The organism is Streptomyces sp. NBC_01314 (assembly GCF_041435215.1).
Classification (GTDB): domain Bacteria; phylum Actinomycetota; class Actinomycetes; order Streptomycetales; family Streptomycetaceae; genus Streptomyces.
The window spans coordinates 3,885,371-3,904,771 of the sequence record NZ_CP108394.1 but is presented as its reverse complement, the minus strand read 5'-3'; the positions used below and the strand labels follow the sequence as shown (position 1 = coordinate 3,904,771).

18 protein-coding genes are annotated in these 19,401 nt (G+C 71.7%); 10 read left to right on the top strand and 8 right to left on the bottom strand.

Annotation, left to right across the window (positions count from 1 at the left end; all coding sequences use genetic code 11):
• Positions 1–63: 63 nt before the first annotated feature.
• The gene (locus OG622_RS17000; protein WP_371576932.1) at positions 64–471 is read right to left on the bottom strand and encodes a hypothetical protein; all 408 of its coding nucleotides are present in this window, start codon (positions 469–471) and stop codon (positions 64–66) included.
• 631 nt (positions 472–1,102) lie between these two features.
• Positions 1,103–1,771: a GNAT family N-acetyltransferase gene (locus OG622_RS16995; RefSeq protein ID WP_371576931.1), complete on the bottom strand. Its 669-nt coding sequence runs from the start codon at positions 1,769–1,771 to the stop codon at positions 1,103–1,105.
• 275 nt (positions 1,772–2,046) lie between these two features.
• Here OG622_RS16995 and lon point away from each other — a divergent pair, with 275 nt between their 5' ends.
• On the top strand, positions 2,047–4,449 hold the full coding sequence (gene lon, locus OG622_RS16990; RefSeq protein WP_371576930.1) for an endopeptidase La: 2,403 nt from the start codon (positions 2,047–2,049) through the stop codon (positions 4,447–4,449).
• Between the two features lie 250 nt (positions 4,450–4,699).
• Entirely contained in the window at positions 4,700–5,194 is a 495-nt protein-coding gene (locus OG622_RS16985; protein ID WP_371576929.1) for a MarR family winged helix-turn-helix transcriptional regulator, read from the top strand.
• Between the two features lie 15 nt (positions 5,195–5,209).
• Here the strand turns inward: OG622_RS16985 and OG622_RS16980 are convergent, their stop codons facing one another.
• Entirely contained in the window at positions 5,210–5,995 is a 786-nt protein-coding gene (locus OG622_RS16980; RefSeq protein WP_371576928.1) for a protein phosphatase 2C domain-containing protein, read from the bottom strand.
• Positions 5,996–6,364: 369 nt separating this feature from the next.
• Between OG622_RS16980 and OG622_RS16975 the strand changes: the two genes are divergently transcribed.
• The 7 genes from OG622_RS16975 (at position 6,365) to tnpB (ending at position 14,381) form a co-directional block, all read left to right on the top strand.
• Complete coding sequence (locus tag OG622_RS16975) at positions 6,365–9,241, top strand: nitrate- and nitrite sensing domain-containing protein (protein ID WP_371576927.1); 2,877 nt, start codon at positions 6,365–6,367, stop codon at positions 9,239–9,241.
• Entirely contained in the window at positions 9,238–9,741 is a 504-nt protein-coding gene (locus OG622_RS16970) for a roadblock/LC7 domain-containing protein (protein ID WP_371576926.1), read from the top strand. The genes OG622_RS16975 and OG622_RS16970 overlap by 4 nt, the downstream gene beginning before the upstream one ends.
• Positions 9,738–10,241 carry a DUF742 domain-containing protein gene (locus OG622_RS16965; RefSeq protein WP_371576925.1) on the top strand — a complete coding sequence of 168 codons (504 nt, stop codon included), beginning with the start codon at positions 9,738–9,740 and terminating at the stop codon, positions 10,239–10,241. The genes OG622_RS16970 and OG622_RS16965 overlap by 4 nt, the downstream gene beginning before the upstream one ends.
• A 175-nt stretch (positions 10,242–10,416) precedes the next feature.
• Complete coding sequence (locus OG622_RS16960) at positions 10,417–10,992, top strand: ATP/GTP-binding protein (protein ID WP_371584119.1); 576 nt, start codon at positions 10,417–10,419, stop codon at positions 10,990–10,992.
• A 56-nt stretch (positions 10,993–11,048) separates the two neighbouring features.
• Entirely contained in the window at positions 11,049–12,284 is a 1,236-nt protein-coding gene (locus OG622_RS16955) for a styrene monooxygenase/indole monooxygenase family protein (RefSeq protein ID WP_371576924.1), read from the top strand.
• A 67-nt stretch (positions 12,285–12,351) separates the two neighbouring features.
• Entirely contained in the window at positions 12,352–12,927 is a 576-nt protein-coding gene (locus tag OG622_RS16950; RefSeq protein ID WP_371576923.1) for an IS607 family transposase, read from the top strand.
• Entirely contained in the window at positions 12,924–14,381 is a 1,458-nt protein-coding gene (gene tnpB, locus OG622_RS16945) for an IS607 family element RNA-guided endonuclease TnpB (protein WP_371576922.1), read from the top strand. The genes OG622_RS16950 and tnpB overlap by 4 nt, the downstream gene beginning before the upstream one ends.
• 175 nt (positions 14,382–14,556) lie before the next feature.
• Here tnpB and OG622_RS16940 read toward each other — a convergent pair whose 3' ends face one another.
• From OG622_RS16940 to OG622_RS16925, 4 genes are all read right to left on the bottom strand, one after another.
• The gene (locus OG622_RS16940) at positions 14,557–15,324 is read right to left on the bottom strand and encodes a coiled-coil domain-containing protein (protein WP_371576921.1); all 768 of its coding nucleotides are present in this window, start codon (positions 15,322–15,324) and stop codon (positions 14,557–14,559) included.
• 102 nt (positions 15,325–15,426) lie between these two features.
• Positions 15,427–15,795, bottom strand: coding sequence for a hypothetical protein (locus tag OG622_RS16935; protein WP_371576920.1), 369 nt, complete (start codon positions 15,793–15,795; stop codon positions 15,427–15,429).
• A gap of 10 nt (positions 15,796–15,805) precedes the next feature.
• Positions 15,806–16,531: a TetR/AcrR family transcriptional regulator gene (locus OG622_RS16930; RefSeq protein WP_371576919.1), complete on the bottom strand. Its 726-nt coding sequence runs from the start codon at positions 16,529–16,531 to the stop codon at positions 15,806–15,808.
• A 333-nt stretch (positions 16,532–16,864) separates the two neighbouring features.
• Positions 16,865–17,821: a diiron oxygenase gene (locus OG622_RS16925; RefSeq protein WP_371576918.1), complete on the bottom strand. Its 957-nt coding sequence runs from the start codon at positions 17,819–17,821 to the stop codon at positions 16,865–16,867.
• Positions 17,822–18,013: 192 nt separating this feature from the next.
• Between OG622_RS16925 and OG622_RS16920 the strand changes: the two genes are divergently transcribed.
• On the top strand, positions 18,014–18,832 hold the full coding sequence (locus tag OG622_RS16920) for a hypothetical protein (protein ID WP_371584118.1): 819 nt from the start codon (positions 18,014–18,016) through the stop codon (positions 18,830–18,832).
• Here OG622_RS16920 and OG622_RS16915 read toward each other — a convergent pair.
• Positions 18,825–19,313 (bottom strand): DUF3291 domain-containing protein, encoded by a 489-nt coding sequence (locus tag OG622_RS16915; RefSeq protein WP_371576917.1) that lies wholly within the window; start codon positions 19,311–19,313, stop codon positions 18,825–18,827. The two genes, OG622_RS16920 and OG622_RS16915, sit on opposite strands and share 8 nt — an antisense overlap.
• Positions 19,314–19,401: the final 88 nt, after the last annotated feature.

Genomic DNA, 19,401 nt, shown 5'->3' with positions numbered 1-19,401 from the left:
CCGCCCATTTTTACGTGTCCGTGGCGCGGGGGCAGCCGATTTACGGCGGCCCTGGGCATGGCTTCAGAACGTCAGGCCGTGGCCGTACGGGAAGGTCGAGGCCTCGGTGTCGGGGCACGTCCGAGCGGGACGCCTCCACCGCCGCCGTGGAACGCGGCAGTTCGAAGGGCAGCCGGCCGTCGGCCCACGCCCGGCCGAAGGCCCCACGTCGCGCAAGGCCGCATCGCGGGCCCCGTGGTCGGCAACGAGCGTGGCCGGCCTTCGCGGCGATCTCCGGGAGTACGGCGGCCTCTCCGGGTTGACGCAGACCGGCGTGGGCACGGCCTCCAGCAGCGTCAGGATCTCCTTCGGCCGCCCCTCGCCGGACACCGGCGACCCGGACTGGAAGAAGGACCCGAAGAACCCCGGCAGCTCCTCGTACGGCGGGCGCGGTCGCGGCACGGCCACGTCGGCGTGGGCCGGCTCGGCCACGACATCGCCGTACAGGGAGGGCGTCTGCGCGCCGTGGTTGGTCAGGACGGTGAGCGAGCGCGGGCCGAGCCGGTGTCCCCCCGCAGTCCGCGTACGTACCCGGACCAGGGCGCTCGTGACGTCGGCGGACGATCCGAAGGTGCCGGACCGGCGGGACCGGCGGGGCTCGGTGGTGAGGTCGATCTGCGGGCGCAGGGCGAGCGGAAGCCGACGGCGAGATACTCGCGGCGGACCGTGTCACCGAACTTCCCACCAGCTCCGGTTCGCCGATCGCGGCCGGGCCCGGGGGTTGGAGCTGCTGACGCTGGATTGCGTTCACGAGGGTTCTGGTGCGTGGGGGTATAAGGGGGAGGACGATGGCCCGCGCGATACAGGCCGCTGTTTCATCCCACCGGAGAGCGTGCGGAGCCGGTGGCCGAGACGATCGTGCGCGCCGACGGCCTCCGCCGCCTTCGCGACCGCCTCCGGGATACGGCCGCCCGGCCTCTCGCGCAGCCGGGCGGCGCAGGACCGGAACTCTGGTGGTGCGCGTCGCGCAGGCGCCGGTCAGCAGGCGCTCGCAGGACGCGTACGCCCTCCGCGCACGACCCTTCTCCGGTCACGGCCGCCCCCCGGTCACGGCCGCCTCCGCTCACGGCCGCCCCGTGAACTTCGCGCTCGTCAGCGGCGCATCCACCCTCCACCCCAGCGACTCGTACAGCGCCCGCCCGTCCGGTGTTCCGCCCAGCACCCCCACCTCGGCGCCCTGTTCGAGCGCGGCCTGGGTGAGGGTCCGCATGACGACCGTGCCGAGGCCGCGGCGGCGGTGGTCCGGGGACGTCTCTATCTGGTCGACGACCGCGGTCGCCCCGGTCGGGGCGATCTGGCCGCGCGCGGCCCAGGAGCCGTCCGGCGCGGCGACCATCACCCGGGTCACGCCGCCGGACGACCAGGTGCGGAGCCGGTAGCCGTCGGGGACGGCGGCCGGGGTTTCGTGCGTCCCGGGCCGCCTGGACGTCCTCAGCCGCACGGACATCAGCCGGCCCGGCTCAGGGTCGACCCACCAGCCGTCTCCCAGCCAGGGGCCGACCCTCGACGGCTCCGCGAAGACCTTGAGCCAGATCCCGGCTCCGGTGACGGAGTCCGCGACCTTCCGGACGGTCGCCTCGTCCACCTCGTCGTTCGTCGCCGCGAAGACGTGACGGGAGACGTGGTGGGCCAGCCCCACGTCGATGGTCCACCCCCACGGCTCGACCGCCGGAGGCGCCGCACCGCGCGACACGACCCATCCGTCGACCCAGTTCCGCACGATTCCGTCCACCGCGACCCCCGTGTTGGTTTGGTAATAGGTGAGATAGCTATCAGGGTATTACTACAGCTATTGCTGCGGTCGGGGTGGGTGCGACCCCCGCCGCGGGGTGAGCTGGCCGTACGCCGCGTTCGAAGGTCTCGTGTGTGGTGACTCCCGAGGCCTTTGGAGGGAGTGCGCGGGCGGCGGTTGATCGCCCACAGCGAACACCCCTGCCCTCGGGGAACATTCATCGGCTCACGTGCATTGAGTCGGCATAGCTCAACTTGACTGCCGAGGGAGAGATCATGGCATCGACGTCCGCACCGCTCACCCTGCCCGTGTTGCCGCTCGACGAGGAGGTCGTGCTGCCGGGAATGGTGGTGCCTCTGGACCTCAACGACACGGATGTGCGGGCCGCGGTGGAGGCCGCGCAGGCCGCGGCGCGGGCGGAGCCCGGGAAGCCGAAGGTGCTACTGGTGCCGCGGATCGACGGGGCGTACGCGGGCACGGGTGTGCTCGGGACCGTCGAGCAGGTCGGACGGCTGGCCGACGGTGATCCCGGGGCGCTCATCCGCGCGGTTCGCCGGGTGCGGATCGGTGCCGGGACCACCGGGCCCGGTGCCGCCCTGTGGGTCGAGGGGACGAGCGTCGAGGAGAACGTGCCGGACCCGCTGCCCGGCCAGGTCGCCGAACTCATCAAGGAATACAAGGCACTTGCCACCAGCTGGCTGCGCAAGCGCGGCGCCTGGCAGGTCGTGGACCGGGTGCAGGCGATCGACGGCGTGTCGGCGCTCGCCGACAACTCCGGGTACTCGCCGTTCCTCACCACCGAGCAGAAGATCGAGCTCCTGGAGACCGGCGACCCCGTGGCCCGGCTGAAGCTCGCCACCCAGCAACTGCGTGACCACCTCGCCGAGCAGGACGTCGCCGAGACCATCGCCAAGGACGTCCAGGAGGGCGTCGAGAAGCAGCAGCGCGAGTTCCTGCTGCGGCGCCAGCTCGAAGCCGTGCGCAAGGAACTGCGTGAGCTGAACGGCGAGCAGGACGGCGAGGAGTCCGACGACTACCGGGCGCGCGTCGAGGCCGCCGATCTGCCGGAGACGGTACGGGAGGCCGCGCTCAAGGAGGTCGACAAGCTGGAGCGGTCGAGCGACCAGTCGCCCGAGGGCGGATGGATCCGCACATGGCTCGACACCGTCCTCGAACTGCCGTGGAACGAGCGGACGGTGGACGCGTACGACATCCAGGGCGCCCAGCGGGTGCTCGACGCCGAGCACGCGGGCCTGGAGGACGTGAAGGAGCGCATCACCGAGTACCTCGCCGTGCGCAAGCGGCGCGCGGAGCGGGGGCTGGGTGTCGTCGGCGGGCGGCGCGGCGGTGCCGTGCTCGCGCTCGTCGGGCCGCCCGGTGTCGGCAAGACCAGCCTCGGTGAGTCCGTGGCCCACGCGATGGGGCGGAAGTTCGTCCGGGTCGCGCTCGGCGGCGTACGGGACGAGGCGGAGATCCGCGGGCACCGGCGTACGTACGTGGGCGCCCTGCCCGGCCGTATCGTCCGGGCGATCAAGGAGGCGGGCTCCATGAACCCCGTCGTCCTGCTCGACGAGATCGACAAGGTCGGCTCCGACTACCGGGGCGACCCGGCCGCCGCCCTGCTCGAAGTTCTCGACCCCGCGCAGAACCACACCTTCCGGGACCACTACCTGGAGGTCGAGCTGGACCTCAGCGACGTCGTCTTCCTGGCCACGGCCAACGTCTTGGAGTCGATCCCCGAGGCGCTGCTCGACCGCATGGAGCTCGTCCGGCTGGACGGTTACACGGAGGACGAGAAGGTCGTCATCGCCCGGGACCACCTGCTGCCCCGGCAGCTGGAGCGGGCCGGGCTCGCCGCCGACGAGGTCGTCCTCGACGAGAGCGCGCTGCGCAAGCTGGCCGGTGAGTACACGCGCGAGGCGGGCGTACGGAACCTGGAGCGGTCCGTGGCGCGGCTGCTGCGCAAGGTCGCGGCCCAGCACGAACTGGGGCAGCGCAAGCTGCCGTTCACCGTCACCGACGAGGATCTGCGCGGACTCATCGGGCGCCCGCACCACGTGCCCGAGTCGGCCCAGGACCCGGCGGAGCGGCGCACCGCCGTGCCGGGTGTCGCGACCGGCCTCGCGGTCACCGGCGCGGGCGGCGACGTGCTGTACGTCGAGGCGTCGCTCGCCGACCCGGAGACGGGCGCGGCGGGGCTGACCCTCACCGGTCAGCTGGGCGACGTGATGAAGGAGTCCGCGCAGATCGCGCTCTCCTTCCTCCGCTCGCACGGCGCGGAGCTGGAGCTGCCCGTCGCCGACCTGAAGGACCGGGGTGTGCACATCCACTTCCCGGCGGGCGCGGTCCCCAAGGACGGTCCGAGTGCCGGCGTCACCATGACGACGGCCCTCGCCTCGCTCCTGTCCGGCCGGCTCGTCCGCACGGACGTGGCGATGACCGGTGAGGTCTCGCTGACGGGGCGGGTGCTGCCCATCGGCGGCGTGAAGCAGAAGCTGCTCGCCGCGCACCGGGCCGGTGTCACGACCGTCATCATCCCGAAGCGGAACGAGGCCGACCTCGACGACGTCCCCGCCGAGGTTCTCGACAAGCTCGACGTCCACGCGGTCACCGATGTCCGCCAGGTGTTGGAGCTGGCGCTCGCCCCGGCGGGGGTGGAGGTGCAGGTGGCCGCCTGACCCACCGGGCGGCGGTTCCCCAAGGCTCCGGTGGTGGTGTGACGGCGCCCACCGGACGGGTGAAGGTCCGGGTCCCCGTGAGGGAGACCCGGACCTTTCCCGTGCGCGGCCACGAGAGGCGGCAGGGGCGACGCCCCTGCCGACGCGGTCGGTGCCGGCCCGTGGCTGCGAAATACTGAACGGCGCTGCCCGCCACGGCGGCCCTGACGGAAACTTTCAGGAACCCGGAATCGGAATCAGGAGCGCTGACGTGCAGGACGAGGGCGGAAACGGCGACGGCGGCGGTGTCGGGGCCGACGCGCCGACGGGTGGTATGGACCATGCGTTCCTGGCACTGGAACGGGAGTTGACGGTCCTGCTGCGTCGGGCCCGCGCCAAGTCCGGGGAGATGGCCCGTGCCGTCCACCCCGACCTGGAGTCCGCCGCCTACGGCCTCCTAGCCCGCCTCGACGAGACCGGCCGCCTCCGCGCCACCGAACTCGCCGCCTACATCGGCGTCGGCAAGGCCACCATGTCCCGTCAGCTCCGCGCCCTGGAACACCTCGGCCTCATCGCCCGCGAGCCCGACCCCGCCGACGGCCGCGCCTGGCTCGTCCACCTCACCGAGGAGGGCAGGGCGCGTTTCCGGGCGGTCCGGGACGCCCGCCGGGTCGCGTACGTACGGCAGCTCGCGGGCTGGGACCGGGACGAGGTGGCCCAACTGGCGCGGCTGCTGCACCAGCTGAACCGAGGCGTGGAGAGCTGAGCGGCGGGACGGCCCTCACCACTCCACGAACACCACGCTCGCGTCGTCGTGCGTCTTGCCGCGCCCCAGGAACTCGCGTTCCACATCGGTGACTTCGAGCTTCCGCACCCGCCGCACCAGGCCGTGCGCCCCCGCCTTCCGCACGAAGGTGAGGCAGGCTGTCCAGTCGCCCTCGCGGAACGTCTCCACCCAGCGGCTCGCGCCGTCCGACAGCGCGACCAGCGAACGGACCTCCTCGCGGGGGACGGTTCCCGTCACGGCCCGTGCGGCCACGGTGGGATCGGCGGCCGCCGTCCAGAAGCCGCCCTCCCTGTTCCGGACGGTCGAGTCGGCGATCGCGGCCGTGGCCAGGGAGGCCCGGGGCAGCAGGGACAGCCGGTCGTCCAGTACGGCCGTCACCGTGCCGTCCGGTCGTTCGAACAGCAGGGCCGAGTCCGACAACACCAGGTACTCCACGGCTGTCGACGACCAGCGGGCGAGGGCCACTGTGGCCTGTGGGGTTCGTGGGTGAGAAAGGTCACAGGTTAGGGCGTGGGCTCGGGCGGTACGAGAAATGGCCTGTGAGAGCACGTCGGGCAACGGCGAATCCCGCTCCGAAACGGACAGTTCGGTCAGGGTGCCGCCGAGGCGGGAAGCGAACCATGCGACCGAATGCAGACAGCCGTAACCGTCGGGCGGCGGGGTCACGCCGTCCAGGACCACGAGGGCACCGCCCTGTCCCCCCGCGGGCAGGGCGACCGACGCGAAGTCCTCGTTGGGGCGGAGGGGGTCGCCGGGTTCCGAGACGAGTTCGGTGCGCATTCGGCCAGTCTGCCCGAGCCCGCCACAAGATCCGCGAAAGGCCGACAACGGTCGCCGTACGACCCGGACCCTCCGGGCGGGGCGCCGGGTTTGGCATGGAATGATCGTGAGCGGTGAAGCGCGGCGGCGAATACTGTCAAAGCGCGTCCCCGACGTCCAACCGGCCCGACGTGCGGGACATCGGCACGAGCCGGAGGAACTTGCCCGCCAACTCCCCGGCGATGTTCACTCCTTCGGGTGGCGGGACTGATGATGCGGGACCACTGCCCACCGGCACTGGGAGGGTCGGGAGCCGTACCGGGGGGACGCCCATAGTTGACGGATAGTCACCCGGGCTAATGGGTACACGAGTCAGGAATGCGAGCACCGGTGCAGAAGACGCGGCCTCGGCGCGCAGACAAGCAGGCAGCTTCGAAGGCCTCCGCGGCCTCCCCGACCAAACCGGGGACGGCACAGGCGCAGGCCCCCGCCGTCGGCACCGGGCGGAAGGCGCGCGTACGCAACCGGCTCATCGTCGCCGTGGCCGTCGTGGCCGCCGCCATAGCGGGCGCGGGGGCACCCTCGGTCCTCGCCGCCTCGGAGCAACTGCGTGACACCCAGAGCCTGGTCACGCTCGGCGGACAGACCCAGGAGACGCTCACCCTCGCGCACGCACTGGCCGACGAGCGCGACGAGGTCACCGCGTACATCGCGGCCGGTCGGCCCGAATCGGCCGCGCCCAGCAAGCAGCGCAGTGACCGCGTCGACACCCAGGTCGAGGAGCTGAGCGAGGACTCCGGCACCTCCGCCGCGATGCGGCAGACCATCGAGAGCGCCGAGTCCATCGCCGGCGTACGGGAATCGGTGCTCTCCGGGAAGAGCACCGCTCTCGAAGCGCACACGGCGTACACCGCCGTCGTCACCGAACTCCACGCCCTCGCCGAGGAACTGGCCGAGCGGCTGCCGCCCCGCGCGGGCGGCGGCGCCTACGCGCTCGCCGAACTCGACACCGCCGTCCAGCAGGCCGCCGCCGCCCGCGGGCTGCTCGTCGCCGCCCTCAGCGTTCCGACGACCACCCGGACGATCGTCGACCCCGTCACCGGGCTGCCCACCACCACGACCGGCGCCTCGGCCGCCGACGCGAAGCAGCGCGACGCCCTCACCGCCGCCGCTCAGCAGGCCCGCGTCCGCTCCGACGCCGCCCTCGCCCACTTCCGCGAGACCGCGCCCGCCGCCGGCCGCTCCTCGTACGACGCCACGGTCAGCGGCCCCGAGGCCGACACCGCCGAGAAGTACCTGACCGACCTCACCGACCAGCCCACGCTCTCCGACAGCGAGGCCGGCACCAGCGCGAAGAAGGCCGGCGCGGCGCTCTCCGCCCGCGTGGACCTGATGCGCGGCGCCGAGTCCTCCCTCTACGACCGGCGCACCAAGGACCTCGCCCTGCTGCGCGACGAGGACGTCACCGCGCTGGAGATCCGGATCGCCGTCCTCGGCGCCCTGATGCTCCTCGCCGTCGGCGTCGCCACCGGCATGGCCCGCTCCCTCACCCGCCCGCTCGCGGTGCTGCGCATCGGCTCCGCCCGTGTCGCCGGCGACCCGGCCACCCAGGAACCGGTCAAGTTCACCGGCCGCGACGACGAGTTCGCCCAGGTCGTACGCTCCGTCAACGCGCTCCACGCGCACGCCCTCGCGCTGCACGAGCGGCTCGCGCCCCTGGAAGGCGACCGCAAGCACCTCATCGGCCAGCGCCAGACGATGGCCGACGACCGCGACAGGCTGCGCGCCGAACTCGCCGAGGCCACCGCGCACCTGACGAAGGTCCAGCACAGCGTCCACGCGACCTTCGTCAACCTCGCGCTGCGCACCCTCGGTCTCGTCGAGCGGCAGCTCGCCGTCATCGAGTCCCTGGAGGAGCGGGAGCAGGACCCCGACCGGCTCTCCACGCTGTTCAAGCTCGACCACTTCGCGACCGTCATGCGCCGCCACAGCGAGAACCTCCTCGTCCTGGCCGGACACGAGCACATCCAGCACCACGCCGGAGCCGTCCCGCTCGTCGACGTCGTCCGCGCCGCGGTCAGCGAGATCGAGCGCTACGAACGCGTCCGCATCGCCGCGCTGCCGCCGGCCGCGCACGTCGCCGGGTTCGCCGCCGACGACCTCAGCCACCTCCTCGCCGAACTCCTGGAGAACGGCACGTCGTTCTCGCCGCCGGAGATGTCCGTCGAGGTCTCAGGCCGGCTGATGGAGAACGGTGAGATCACCCTCTCCGTCCAGGACGGCGGCATCGGCGTCGCCCCCGACCGGCTCGCCAGGCTCAACGCCCGCCTCACCGACTTCGACCCCGAGGCGCCCTACGAGCAGGAGGACGGCGAGGGACTCGGCCTCGGCCTGTACGTCGTCGCCCGCCTCGCCCACCGGCTCGGCACCCCCGTGCGGCTCCAGGAGCACGGGACGGGCGGCACCGCCGCGGTCGTCGTCCTGCCCAAGGGCCTGCTGGCCCCCACGCCCGCCGTACCCGTGGGCACGGGGGCCACGACGGGCCCGATCACGCCCTCGCTCTCCCTGCCGGGCGTCGGCGCCGAGGCCAACTCGAACGTCCTGCCCGGCCGTTCCGTCGCCGTACGTGAGCCGGAGGGCGACGGCGACCCGCTCATCGAGGCGGCCGAGCGGGCGATCCTGGCGAGGGAGGCCGTGGGGACGGCCGCCGACGCCGCCGAAGCCGCCGGCAACGTCGTACCGGAAGACGACGAATCCGAGGGCGGCCCCGAAACCGGGGCCGAGTCCGTGTCCGAGACGACGATGGAGCTCTTCGCTCCGGTGGCCCCGGGGAAGGGCGCCGACGAGGAGAGCGACGAGTACGTCGCGGCCGACGCCGCCGACGACCCGTACACGGTCGAACCCGACACCCATGAGCGTGCCGCCGACGAAGGAAACGCGGCGCGCACGACGGAGGTGTCACGGGCCGGGACGGAAGGGCCGCGGGACGAGGAGACCCAGCGCCGCACCGACAAGGGTCTGCCCAAGCGCACACCCAGGATCACCGCGCCCACACCCACGGCTCCCCGGCCACGCGTCGGGGGCGTGAACGCCGACGAGCTGCGCCGCCGGCTCGGCGGGTTCCACCAGGGGGCCATGGAGGGGCGCCGCGACGTCGAGGCGGAGATCGCCGAGCAGTCGGGTGAGACGAGGATGCCCGGGGCACGTGAGTACCGGACAGAGGCAGTTGACACCACGGGGGGCACTTCCGAGGAGGAAAGCAGTTGACCGCGCCCATGACCTTCGGACTGAGCAGTGAAGCCCGCAACCTGCACTGGCTCCTGACCAACCTCGTCGAGGAGGTGCCGGGGCTGCTGTCGGTCGCGGTGGTCTCCTCCGACGGCCTGCTGCTGCTCTCCTCCGACCCCGGCAGACACGCCGAGGCCCGCCAGACCCGGGAGGAACGGCCCCAGGGCCCCCGGGGTTCCGCCGCCGACCTGGCCACCATCGTCTCCGGCATCGGCAGCCTCACCATCGGCGCCGCCAAGCTGATGGAGTTCGGCGGGGTCAAGCAGACGATGGTCGCGATGGAGGCGGGCAGCCTCTTCGTGATGTCGATCAGCGACGGCTCACTGCTCGGCGTGCACGGCTCCCCCGACTGCGACATGAGCGTGGTGGCGTACCACATGGCGCTCTTCGTCGGCCGCGCCGGCCACGTCCTCACCCCGGAACTGCGCAGCGAACTCCGCAAGTCCCTGGAGGCCGAGGCGGCCGGGAGCAGCGGATGAGCGGCCAGAGCCAGAAGAAGAGCAGGGCGCGCGCCCACGAGTCCGGTCCGGTGAAACGGTCGGCCGTGCCGAAGGGTGCGAAGAGGCTTCCCGTGCGCGGCGGCGACCGCAAACCCGCCCGCGTACGCCCCTACTCGCTCACCGGCGGCCGTACCCGCTTCGGTCACGTCCTGCTCGTGGAGACGTTCGTCGCCGTACTCGAAGCCCCGTCGGAACGAGCCCAGTTGGCCGGGGGGTCCTCCCACCTGCTCAGTAGTGGGGGAGGCTCACCCAACGCCAAGGTGATGCCCGAGATGCGGGCCATCGTCGAACTCTGCCGCCGTATGCGGACGGTGGCGGAGATCGCCGCGCTGCTGAAGATGCCGCTCGGCGTGGTCCGCGTCCTCCTCAGCGATCTCGCGGACCAGGGAAAGATCCGTGTGTACGGAACAGGTCACGGACCGGGACAGCCGGACCGCGCTCTGCTGGAAAGGGTGCTGAGTGGACTTCGCCGTCTCTGACGCCGCCTCGGCCGGCGTCAACCCCGACGCCTCGGCCGGCGTCACCCCGGGCGTCGACGACGCCCCCCGCGTCCACGTCGACGCGAACGCCCCTCGTCTCGACGTCGGCGCGCTCCGCGTCGACACGGACGCCGCCCCTCCCGAGCCGGGGACCGGGGCGGAGCCCGAGGAGGAACTGAAACCCTGGCAGTCCGACCTCAGCCGCGCCCCCATCGCCACGAAGATCGTGGTGGCGGGCGGCTTCGGCGTCGGCAAGACCACCTTCGTCGGCGCGGTCTCCGAGATCACCCCGCTGCGGACCGAGGCGCTGATGACCGAGGCCAGCGCCGGCACGGACGACCTCTCCGCGACGCCGGACAAGCTCACCACCACCGTGGCCATGGACTACGGCCGCATCACCCTCGACGACGACCTCGTCCTCTACCTGTTCGGCACGCCCGGCCAGGAGCGGTTCTGGTTCATGTGGGACGACATGGTGCGCGGCGCGATCGGCGCGGTCGTCCTCGCCGACACCCGCCGTCTCGGCGACTGCTTCCCCGCGCTCGACTACTTCGAGAGCTGCGGACTGCCGTACATCGTCGCGGTCAACACGTTCGACGGCAGCGTGCGGTACGAACCCGACGACGTACGGGACGCGTTGACCGTGCCCGCACACGTACCTGTCATGATCATGGACGCACGCAAGCGGGCCTCCGCGATGGAGACCCTGCTCGCTCTGTGCGCGCACGCGATATCCCTCAGCCCCGAGTAGTCCCTCCCAGCGGGGACGCCACGGGACGCCACGGACGAACCAGGAGACCTGTCCGGATGCGGAAGATTCTCGTCGTCGGAGCCGGCCAGTCCGGGCTGCACCTGGCCCTCGGACTCCAGTCGCACGGGTACGAGGTCACACTGATGTCCAATCGGACCCCGGACGAGATACGCGCCGGCCGGATCATGTCCACCCAGTGCATGTTCGACTCGGCACTGCGCCACGAGCGCGACCTCGAACTGAACTTCTGGGAGTCCCAGACCCCGCGGATCGAGGGCGTCGGCGTGTCCGTCGCCGGACCGGACGGGGAGCGCGCCGTCGACTGGGTCGGCCGGCTGCGCGGGTATGCGCAGGCCGTGGACCAGCGGGTGAAGATGGCCGGCTGGCTGGAGACGTTCGCGCGGCGGGGCGGCCAGCTCGTCGTGCACGGCGCCGCGGTCTCCGACCTCGACTACTTCTCCCGTGTGTACGACCTCGTGCTCGTCACCGCGGGCAAGGGCGAACTGGTGCGGATGTTCCGCCGCGACGCCGCCCGCTCGCCCCACACCGAGCCGCAGCGCGCGCTCGCCGCCGTGTACGTGCACGGGCTGCACCCTCGCCCCGAGCACCCGGAGTTCGAAGCGGCCCGCTGCAACCTGGTGCCCGGCCTCGGTGAACTCATCGTCCAGCCGGTCCTCACCACCTCCGGCCGCGCCGACGCCCTGTTCTGGCTGGGCCTGCCCGGCGGTCCGCTCGACGTCTTCGACGGCGTCCGGAACGCCGAGGAACAGCTCGCGCTCACCCTGGACCTCATGAAGCGGTACGTCCCCTGGGAGTACGCGCGCGCCACCGAAGCCGAGGTGACCGACGCGGGCGCGGCGTTGACCGGTCGCTACACACCGGTCGTCCGGCATCCCGTCGCGGAACTTCCCGGTGGCGGTCTGGTGCTGGGCGCCGGGGACGTCGTGGTGGCCAACGACCCGCTGACCGGGCAGGGGGCGAACTCGGCGACCAAGTGCGCGGCCGTCTATCTCGCCGCGATCCTCGACCACGGGGACGGGGAGTTCGACGAGGCGTGGATGCGGCGGACGTTCGAACGGTTCTGGCAGGACGCGGGGCCCGTCACCAAGTGGACCAACACGATGCTGGCTCCGCCGGCCGAGCATGTGCGGGGGCTGGTGGCGGCGGCCGAGGGGTTGCCGGTGGTGGCGGATCGTTTTGCCAATGGGTTCGATGATCCGGCGGACTTCGAGGGGTACTTCTACGAGGCGGAGAAGACCCGGGCGTATCTTTCGGAGGTTGCCGGGGGGTGAAAGCTGCTACAGATTTTATAGTCATTCATAGGCATCCCTAGTCGTGTGTCTCACGTACCTTGGTCTCGTGAAGCTTTCGGAGTGGGCCCGTCAGCAGGGCGTGAGCTACCAGACCGCCTGGCGGTGGGTGAAGGACGGGAAGATGCCCGTACCCGTTCGCCAGGCGCCGTCCGGGACGTGGTTGGTCGACGAGGTCGCCGTCCAGCCGTCCGGGCGTGTGGTGGCGTACTGCCGCGTGTCGTCCGCTGACCAGAAAGCCGATCTTGAGCGGCAGGCTGCCCGGGTCGTGTCCGGCGCGAACGGGCTGGGCCTGGCCGTCGCTGAGGTCGTCACCGAGGTGGGATCCGGGTTGAACGGGCGGCGCCGCAAGCTGCACCGGCTGCTGTCCGACCCGCAGACGGCGGTGATCGTGGTCGAGCACCGTGACCGGCTGGCCCGGTTCGGCGTCGAGCACCTGGAGGCCGCGCTGTCGGCGTCCGGGCGGCGTCTGGTCGTCCTCGACCCCACCGAGACCGCCGATGACCTGGTACGCGACATCACCGAGGTGCTGACGTCGATGTGCGCGCGCCTGTACGGGCGGCGGGCGGCGAAGAGCCGGGTCGCCCGCGCGGTGGCCGTAGCGACCGGCGAGGCCGCCGAGTGAAGAAGTTCCAGCCGCAGCCCGGGTTCGTGGTGAAGGCGTTCCGCTTCGCCCTGGACCCGAACGCCGTCCAGGAGCGGGCGTTGCGTTCGCACTGCGGCGCGGCGCGTGCCGCGTACAACTGGGCTGTCGGCTGGGTGACCGCCTCGTGGTGGCAGCGCAGGGCCGAGGAGACGTACGGCATCCCCGAAGAGTCGCTGACCGAGTGGCGGCCGTGGTCGCTGCCCGGGCTGCGGAAGGCGTTCAACGAGGCCAAGCACACCGATCCGAGGTTCGCCGCCTGGTGGGAGGAGAACTCCAAGGAGGCGTACTCCACCGGGCTGGCGAACGCTGCCGCCGCGTTCGACAACTACGCGAAGTCGAAGCAGGGCAGGCGCCGTGGCCGTGCGATGGGCATGCCGCGGTTCAAGTCGAAGCGGAAGGCGCGTCTGTCCTGCCGGTTCACCACCGGCGTGATCCGGGTGGACGCCGACGGCCGGCACGTGACGCTGCCGAGGCTGGGCACGATCCGCACCCACGAGCCCACGGTGAAGCTCCTCACCCGCGTCCGGGCCGGGACGGCCCGCATCCTGTCCGCGACCGTGCGGCACGAGCGCGGACGCTGGTTCGTCTCGTTCCAGGCCGAGGTCAAGCGGGACCTCGAACGCGTGGCGCGGCCGGACGTGGCGGTCGGGATCGACCTGGGCGTGAAGACCCTCGCGGTGATGGCCGACAGCACCGGCGAGATCCGCACCGTCGCCAACCCCGGGCACTACGACCGGGCACGCAAGCAGCTGCGCCGCGCGTCCCGCGTCGTGTCCCGCCGCCGGGGCCCCGACCGCAGGACCGGGCAGAAGCCGTCGAAGCGGTGGGAGAAGGCCAACGCCGTCCGCAACAAGGTGCATCACCGGGTCGCGAACCTCCGCGAAGACGCCCTGCACAAGCTCACCACGAGCGTGGCGGCCGAGTACGGCACCGTCGTCGTCGAGGACCTCAACGTCGCCGGGATGCTCCGCAACCGGCGCCTGGCCCGCAGGATCGCCGACGCCGGATTAGGTGAGATCCGCCGCCAGCTCACCTACAAGACCCGCCGGCGCCACGCCACCCGCACCATCGCGGCGGACCGCTGGTACCCCTCCTCGAAGACCTGTTCCGGGTGCGGCGCGGTGAAAGCCAAACTGCCGCTGTACGTGAGGACCTACCGGTGCGACGCCTGCGGCCTGGTCCTCGACCGGGACGACAACGCCGCACTCAACCTCGCCGCCCTCGCGGCAGCCGCAACAACTGGTACCGGAGTGGCCGGAGACCAGGACACCACCCCGGCGGTGTCGAAGCCTCGTGGAGCCGACCAGAGGACCCGCACCACCCGCCCCCGCCGCAAGGCGGAGGCGGGGCGGGCAGGTGGCGCAACCCTGCCGCACCAGCGACAGACAGAAACGAGAGACCGTACTCAAACCGAAGCCCTCACGCTCTGGTGACGAGACGGACCTTCCGGGCGGAAACATCCGGAATGCTGAGATCTGACTACGGTCTCGGCAACGGATAGGCGGGGAGGCGCCGTAGGCGTGCTTCTCGGCTGCCGGGGGCGGGCGGTGGGCGGTGGGTGGTGCTCGCGCCCACGCGGCGGGGCCGCATATCGACACAGCCCCCGCCCTAAAAGCCCGCGGTCCCCGGGAGCTTCGGGATGGTGGACTTCCCCGGTCCTGCCTCGCCCATCGCATCCTCCGCATCCTCCGCCGCCCCCTTTGTCTCCTCCTCCGACTTTTCGATGTCGGCGAGCTGTTCCGGAGTGAGGGAGGCGAGGAGTTTCTCGACCTCGTCGAGGCGCTCGCGTACGGCTTCGTTTTCCCTCCAGTGCTGCTCGGTGAGGGTGAGTTGCCGGTCCAGGGCCGCGCGGGCCTTGCGGGCGAGGGCGTCGGTGTCCTGTTCGCTGCCGACCAGCCGTTCGATCGTCTCGGCCCGTTCCTGGGCGACCTGACCGATCACATGGCCCTGCTCCAGCACCCGGTGCGGGTCGCGGGTCATCAGCAGCCCCACGTACGGGGAGAGCGCGGTGCTGCTGTTCTGGTACTGCTGCCGGGCCAGCCGGCCGGCCGCGCCCCGGCTGTCGTGCAGGGAGAGGCGGGCCGTCGCGAGCCGCCGGTCCAGGCTCGTCACCACGGCCCGCTGCTTCGTCAGCTCCTCGTCGGTCGAGGAGTACGCCTCGGTGGCCTTCTCCGTCTCGCGGTGCAGCCGTCGGAGGTCGCTGAGGAGGTCGGCGACCGAGCGGTCACCGGGCGCCTGCGCCGGGTCCGCGTGGGTGTCGGCGACGGGGGGTTCCGGTACGGCCGTGGCCGGAGCGGCGGTAGCGGTGAGCAGGGCGCCGGTCGTGAGCGCCGCCACCGTCGCCGTACCGACCAGACACAGGAGCCTTCCTGACACGCCATCACCTCCGGTGCGGGGGTGGGCCGTCCACCTCGCATCGGCAGGATCGGGTGGGCCGGGGGTGGGCGCGCGCCGGGTGGACCGTTCGGCGCCCGGGTGTCACTCGTCGGTGGGGCGCGGCTTCGCGGGCGGCGTGGCGGATTGCCCGTCCGGTGAGCCCGGGGAGTCCGAAGAGTTGGTGGTGACCGCGGTGCCGGGGCCGGTCGGGGAGTCCAACGTGGACCAGGGCCACTTCAGGCGGCGTCGGGGGTCCGCGTCGGGGGCGTACTCGTACTTCCACAGCTGGTGCATGAAGCCGCCCCGGCCGGCGTCGACCCGGCGGTAGACGAGGACGGTCGGCGGGCCGCCGGCTGCGTCGGGGACCGGGACCCGGTACGTCTTCGGGGGGTGGCCGGTGATGCCGAGCAGCACGGGCAGGACGCGCCCGTCGAGGGGGCCGCCCACGAAGGGGGTGTCTTGGCTCTTCACCGGACCAGTGTCACAGCAGGTGGGTGGCGTCGCCGACCACGGGCAGGATGCGGCGGACCAGGGTGCCGACGGCCCCGGCGGAGGTCTCGACGGCGAGGGCGTGCCGTACGACGGCGGCGGTCTGGGGGTCTCGGCCGGCGGTGGCGGTGAGACAGGCGACGAACTGCTCGACGAGCCAGTCGCGGAGTTCGCCGACGTCCGGCTGCTTGCCCTCGTCGAGCCAGATGAGGGAGGCGGCCTCCACGGAGGTGATCCACATACGGACGGTCATCCGCAGTCGCAGGCTGGGCTCGGCCACCTCCAGATGCCGCAGGATGTGGTCGGCGGCGGCCCGCCGGACCCCGTCCACGATGGCCGTGGCCCGGGAGGTCTCCACGACGCTGCCGCCCTGGAGGAGTGCGCTGAAACCGGTGGCGTGCTCGTCCACGAAGGCCAGATAGCGGTCGAGGGCGCGGGTCAGGCGGCTGGTCAGGGGGCCCTCGGCCGGCTCGTCGAAGCAGTGCTCCAGCTCCTCGGCGGCCGAGCGCAGGGCCGCCTCGTAGAGCTGCTGCTTGCCACCGGGGAAGTAACGGTAGACGAGGGGACGGGAGACCCCGGCCGCTTCCGCCACGTCGTCGAGGGAGACGTCCTCGGGCGCGTTGTGCGCGAACAGTTCAAGCGCGGCATCCAGCAGCTGACTGCGCCGCTCTTCCACACTCAGTCGACGGTACGCGCGGGTGGGGGCCTCGGACGTCATGCCTTTCAGCGTAGTCGGGGGCGTTGGGCTCCGTCGGTGGGAGCGGGTGAGGGGGTGGTGGGTTCGGTTCGTGGGCGGGTGCGGGTCCGGTGGGGCTTCTCGCGCAGTTCCCCGCGCCCCTGAAAGACCAGGCCCTGCGGGCCTGAAAGGCAACGGCGCCGCGGCCTGAACGCCCATGGCGCTGCGGGCGCGCGAGGCGACGGTGCCGTGGGCCGGAAAGCATGGTGCGCGGCCCTTGCTTTTCAGGGCGCGGGGAACTGCGCGAGAAGCCCCACGCACCCGCAACCGCCGACGCGCCGACCCCACCCCCGGACGCGCCCGCCCGCTAACCGACTACGCCAGCAAGCCCGACGACCTCCACATCCGGCGCCCCACACCCTGGAGCACCCCGATGTCGTCCAGGAAGTCCGTCAACCGCTTCGCGCCGGTCTGCATGATGTCCCGCCGGTGCGCACTGGCCCGGACCTGGGCGACAGCCGCCCGCCGGTCGAGGCCGACGTTCGTGTAGACGTCGGGGTTGACGAAGGCGACGGCGAAGACCCGGGCGAACTCGCCGGAGGTGACCCGGGTGAAGCTCCGGGACAGCCGCGGGGCCGTCACCATCTGGCGGCGCAACTCCTCGCGGGCGTAGCGCACGTGCCGGGCCTCCTCGACGACGTGGATGCGGGTGACGCCCCGGACGAGCGGCTGGACGCGCTCGTCAGGGAAGGTCAGCCGCTGCATCCAGTCGAGGATCTCCTCGCCGAGCAGGGTGGAGGTGAAGGAACCGGGGGTCGTCGAGATCGTCTTGAAGAGGCGGCCCAGATTGTGGTGCAGCCGGCTCACCGGGTAGTACGGGGTGTCGCCCTTGCTGATCAGCCGGGCGAACATCTTCGAGTGCCGGCATTCGTCCTCGATCTCCGTCAGGGCGTAGCGGACGTGCGCGCTGGTCGCGGCCTTGTCGTAGATGTGCCGCACGAGCAGCTGCATGAGGATGATCTCGAACCAGATACCGAGGGAGGCCAGCGCCGCCGCCTCGTGGCGGGAGAGCGCGATCCGCTGCTCCTCCGACATCCGCCGCCACATCGGCGTCCCGTACAGGGACACCAGCTCCGGTGGCCAGAACCACTTCCCCTCCTCGAAGGGGGCGTCCCAGTCCAGCTCCTTGTCCGGGTCGAAGGAGTGCTTCGCGGAGGAGGCGAGCAGCCGCTCGGCCACCTGTTCCCGGTCTTTGAGGAGCCCGAGCGCGTCGCGAAGCACCTCCGCCTCCGACACCGGGTTCGTCGCGTTCACCGAGGGCACCGTGGTCATGGCTGTCGCAGCTCCTCGTACGGAAGTTCATGGGAGTTACCGGCGGTCATGGCTTATGAGACTACTTGTCAGCAAGGTCGTCAATCCTTTGTGCGCCACTTGTTGATGGCCCGGTCCGCACGGAAGCGGGGGCGGGGCGCGGTGGCCGGTTCCTTGCGGTGAGGGCGTGTGCAGTAGCGTTCTGGCGTGTCCATGCCTCCGCAGCAGCCCCAGTCCCAGCCCCCGCCGTACGGTCAGCAGCCACAGCAGCCGGGTCCGTACGGTCAGCCGTATCAGCCGCAGCCGCAGTCCCAGCCGTACGGTCAGCAGCCGTACCCGCCGCAGCAGCCCGGCCAGCCGCATCCCGGGGGATGGCAGCCCGTGCCGCCACCGAAGAGCCGCGTGGGTCTGATCCTCGGGATCGTCGGCGGGGTCGTCGCTCTCGTGGTGGTCGGCGCGGTGGGGCTGTGGGTCATCGGGACGCAGAGCACGAGCGGTTTCCCGGAGGCCGAGTACAAGCTGACGCTGCCCGAAACGGTGCTGGACGGGGAGTACGAACTGGCCCAGGACCTCTCCGACACGTCGGGGCAGCAGGTGGCGGAGGAGGCGGAGGGCGCCTGGGACGCACGCGACGTCAAGGCCGCCGTCGGCCAGTACACACCCGCGGGCGAGGGGGCCCAGGGCGCCCTGATCGTCTCGGGCATGTACGGCCGGTTCAAGAACACCGACGCCGCCCGCGACACCATGCTGAAGGGCGCGGCCGAGGTCGACACGATCACGGTGGCCGTGCCGCCCAAGGACTTCACCCCGGACGGCTCGGACCTCACCGTCAGCTGCCAGGTCGTCACCCAGAAGCAGACCGGAACCGAGGTCACGTACCCGATGTGCGCCTGGGCCGACGGCAACACCGGGGCGTCCGTCGCGGAACTCGGCGTGAAGAGCGTCGGGCAGGACCCCTCGAAGGTGGACATGGAGGCCTTCGCGGAGCGGACCGTTCAGGTCCGTTCCGAGATACGGCAGCGGATCAGCTGAGGGCGGCGTCCGGCACGAGGGGCTCCGCCGGTCCGGCCGGGAACGACGTGCGCAGGGTGAACGCGTACGGGGTCGGGCCGTGGGCGCGGAGGTGGAGGAGCCGTTCCTCCGCCTCGGCCACGGTGGGGTGATGGCCGGCGGGGACCCACCACAGTGCGGTGACGGCCTCGGCCAGCCGCTCGAACCACTCCCGCCTGCGGGCCAGCAACTCCCGGTGCTGTCCCTGGTACATGAACGCCGTCAGGGCGTTGGTGTCCTGCCACACCGACATGTTGATGACCAGCCAGTCGTCGCCGAGGACGGGGATGTCCGTCGCGTTGCCGGAGTCGCTCTGGAGGCGCCAGACGAAGCCGGCGGATTGGTCCGCGACCGCGTTCACGGGGTCGAGGGCGTCCACGAAGTCCTTCAACTGCGGTGAGTCCAGGGGCGCTTGGAGGCGGGCGATGTTGACCTGGGCGAGTTCGTATGTGGCGAGAGTCATGAGGCGCACGATAGGTCGGGGCGGTTCGGGGATCACACCCGTTTTCTCGGCTGATGGGCGTGCGTTTTCTCGGTCGATGGTCATGGTT

Bases quoted from the DNA above. Each gene is read 5' to 3' on its own strand.
- OG622_RS16965 (WP_371576925.1), top strand. From the start codon at position 9,738: ATGAGCGGCCAGAGCCAGAAGAAGAGCAGGGCGCGCGCCCACGAGTCC.
- OG622_RS16925 (WP_371576918.1), bottom strand. From the start codon at position 17,821: ATGACCACGGTGCCCTCGGTGAACGCGACGAACCCGGTGTCGGAGGCG.
- OG622_RS16930 (WP_371576919.1), bottom strand. From the start codon at position 16,531: ATGACGTCCGAGGCCCCCACCCGCGCGTACCGTCGACTGAGTGTGGAA.
- OG622_RS16980 (WP_371576928.1), bottom strand. From the start codon at position 5,995: ATGCGCACCGAACTCGTCTCGGAACCCGGCGACCCCCTCCGCCCCAAC.
- OG622_RS16915 (WP_371576917.1), bottom strand. From the start codon at position 19,313: ATGACTCTCGCCACATACGAACTCGCCCAGGTCAACATCGCCCGCCTC.
- lon (WP_371576930.1), top strand. From the start codon at position 2,047: ATGGCATCGACGTCCGCACCGCTCACCCTGCCCGTGTTGCCGCTCGAC.
- OG622_RS16920 (WP_371584118.1), top strand. From the start codon at position 18,014: ATGCCTCCGCAGCAGCCCCAGTCCCAGCCCCCGCCGTACGGTCAGCAG.
- OG622_RS16955 (WP_371576924.1), top strand. From the start codon at position 11,049: ATGCGGAAGATTCTCGTCGTCGGAGCCGGCCAGTCCGGGCTGCACCTG.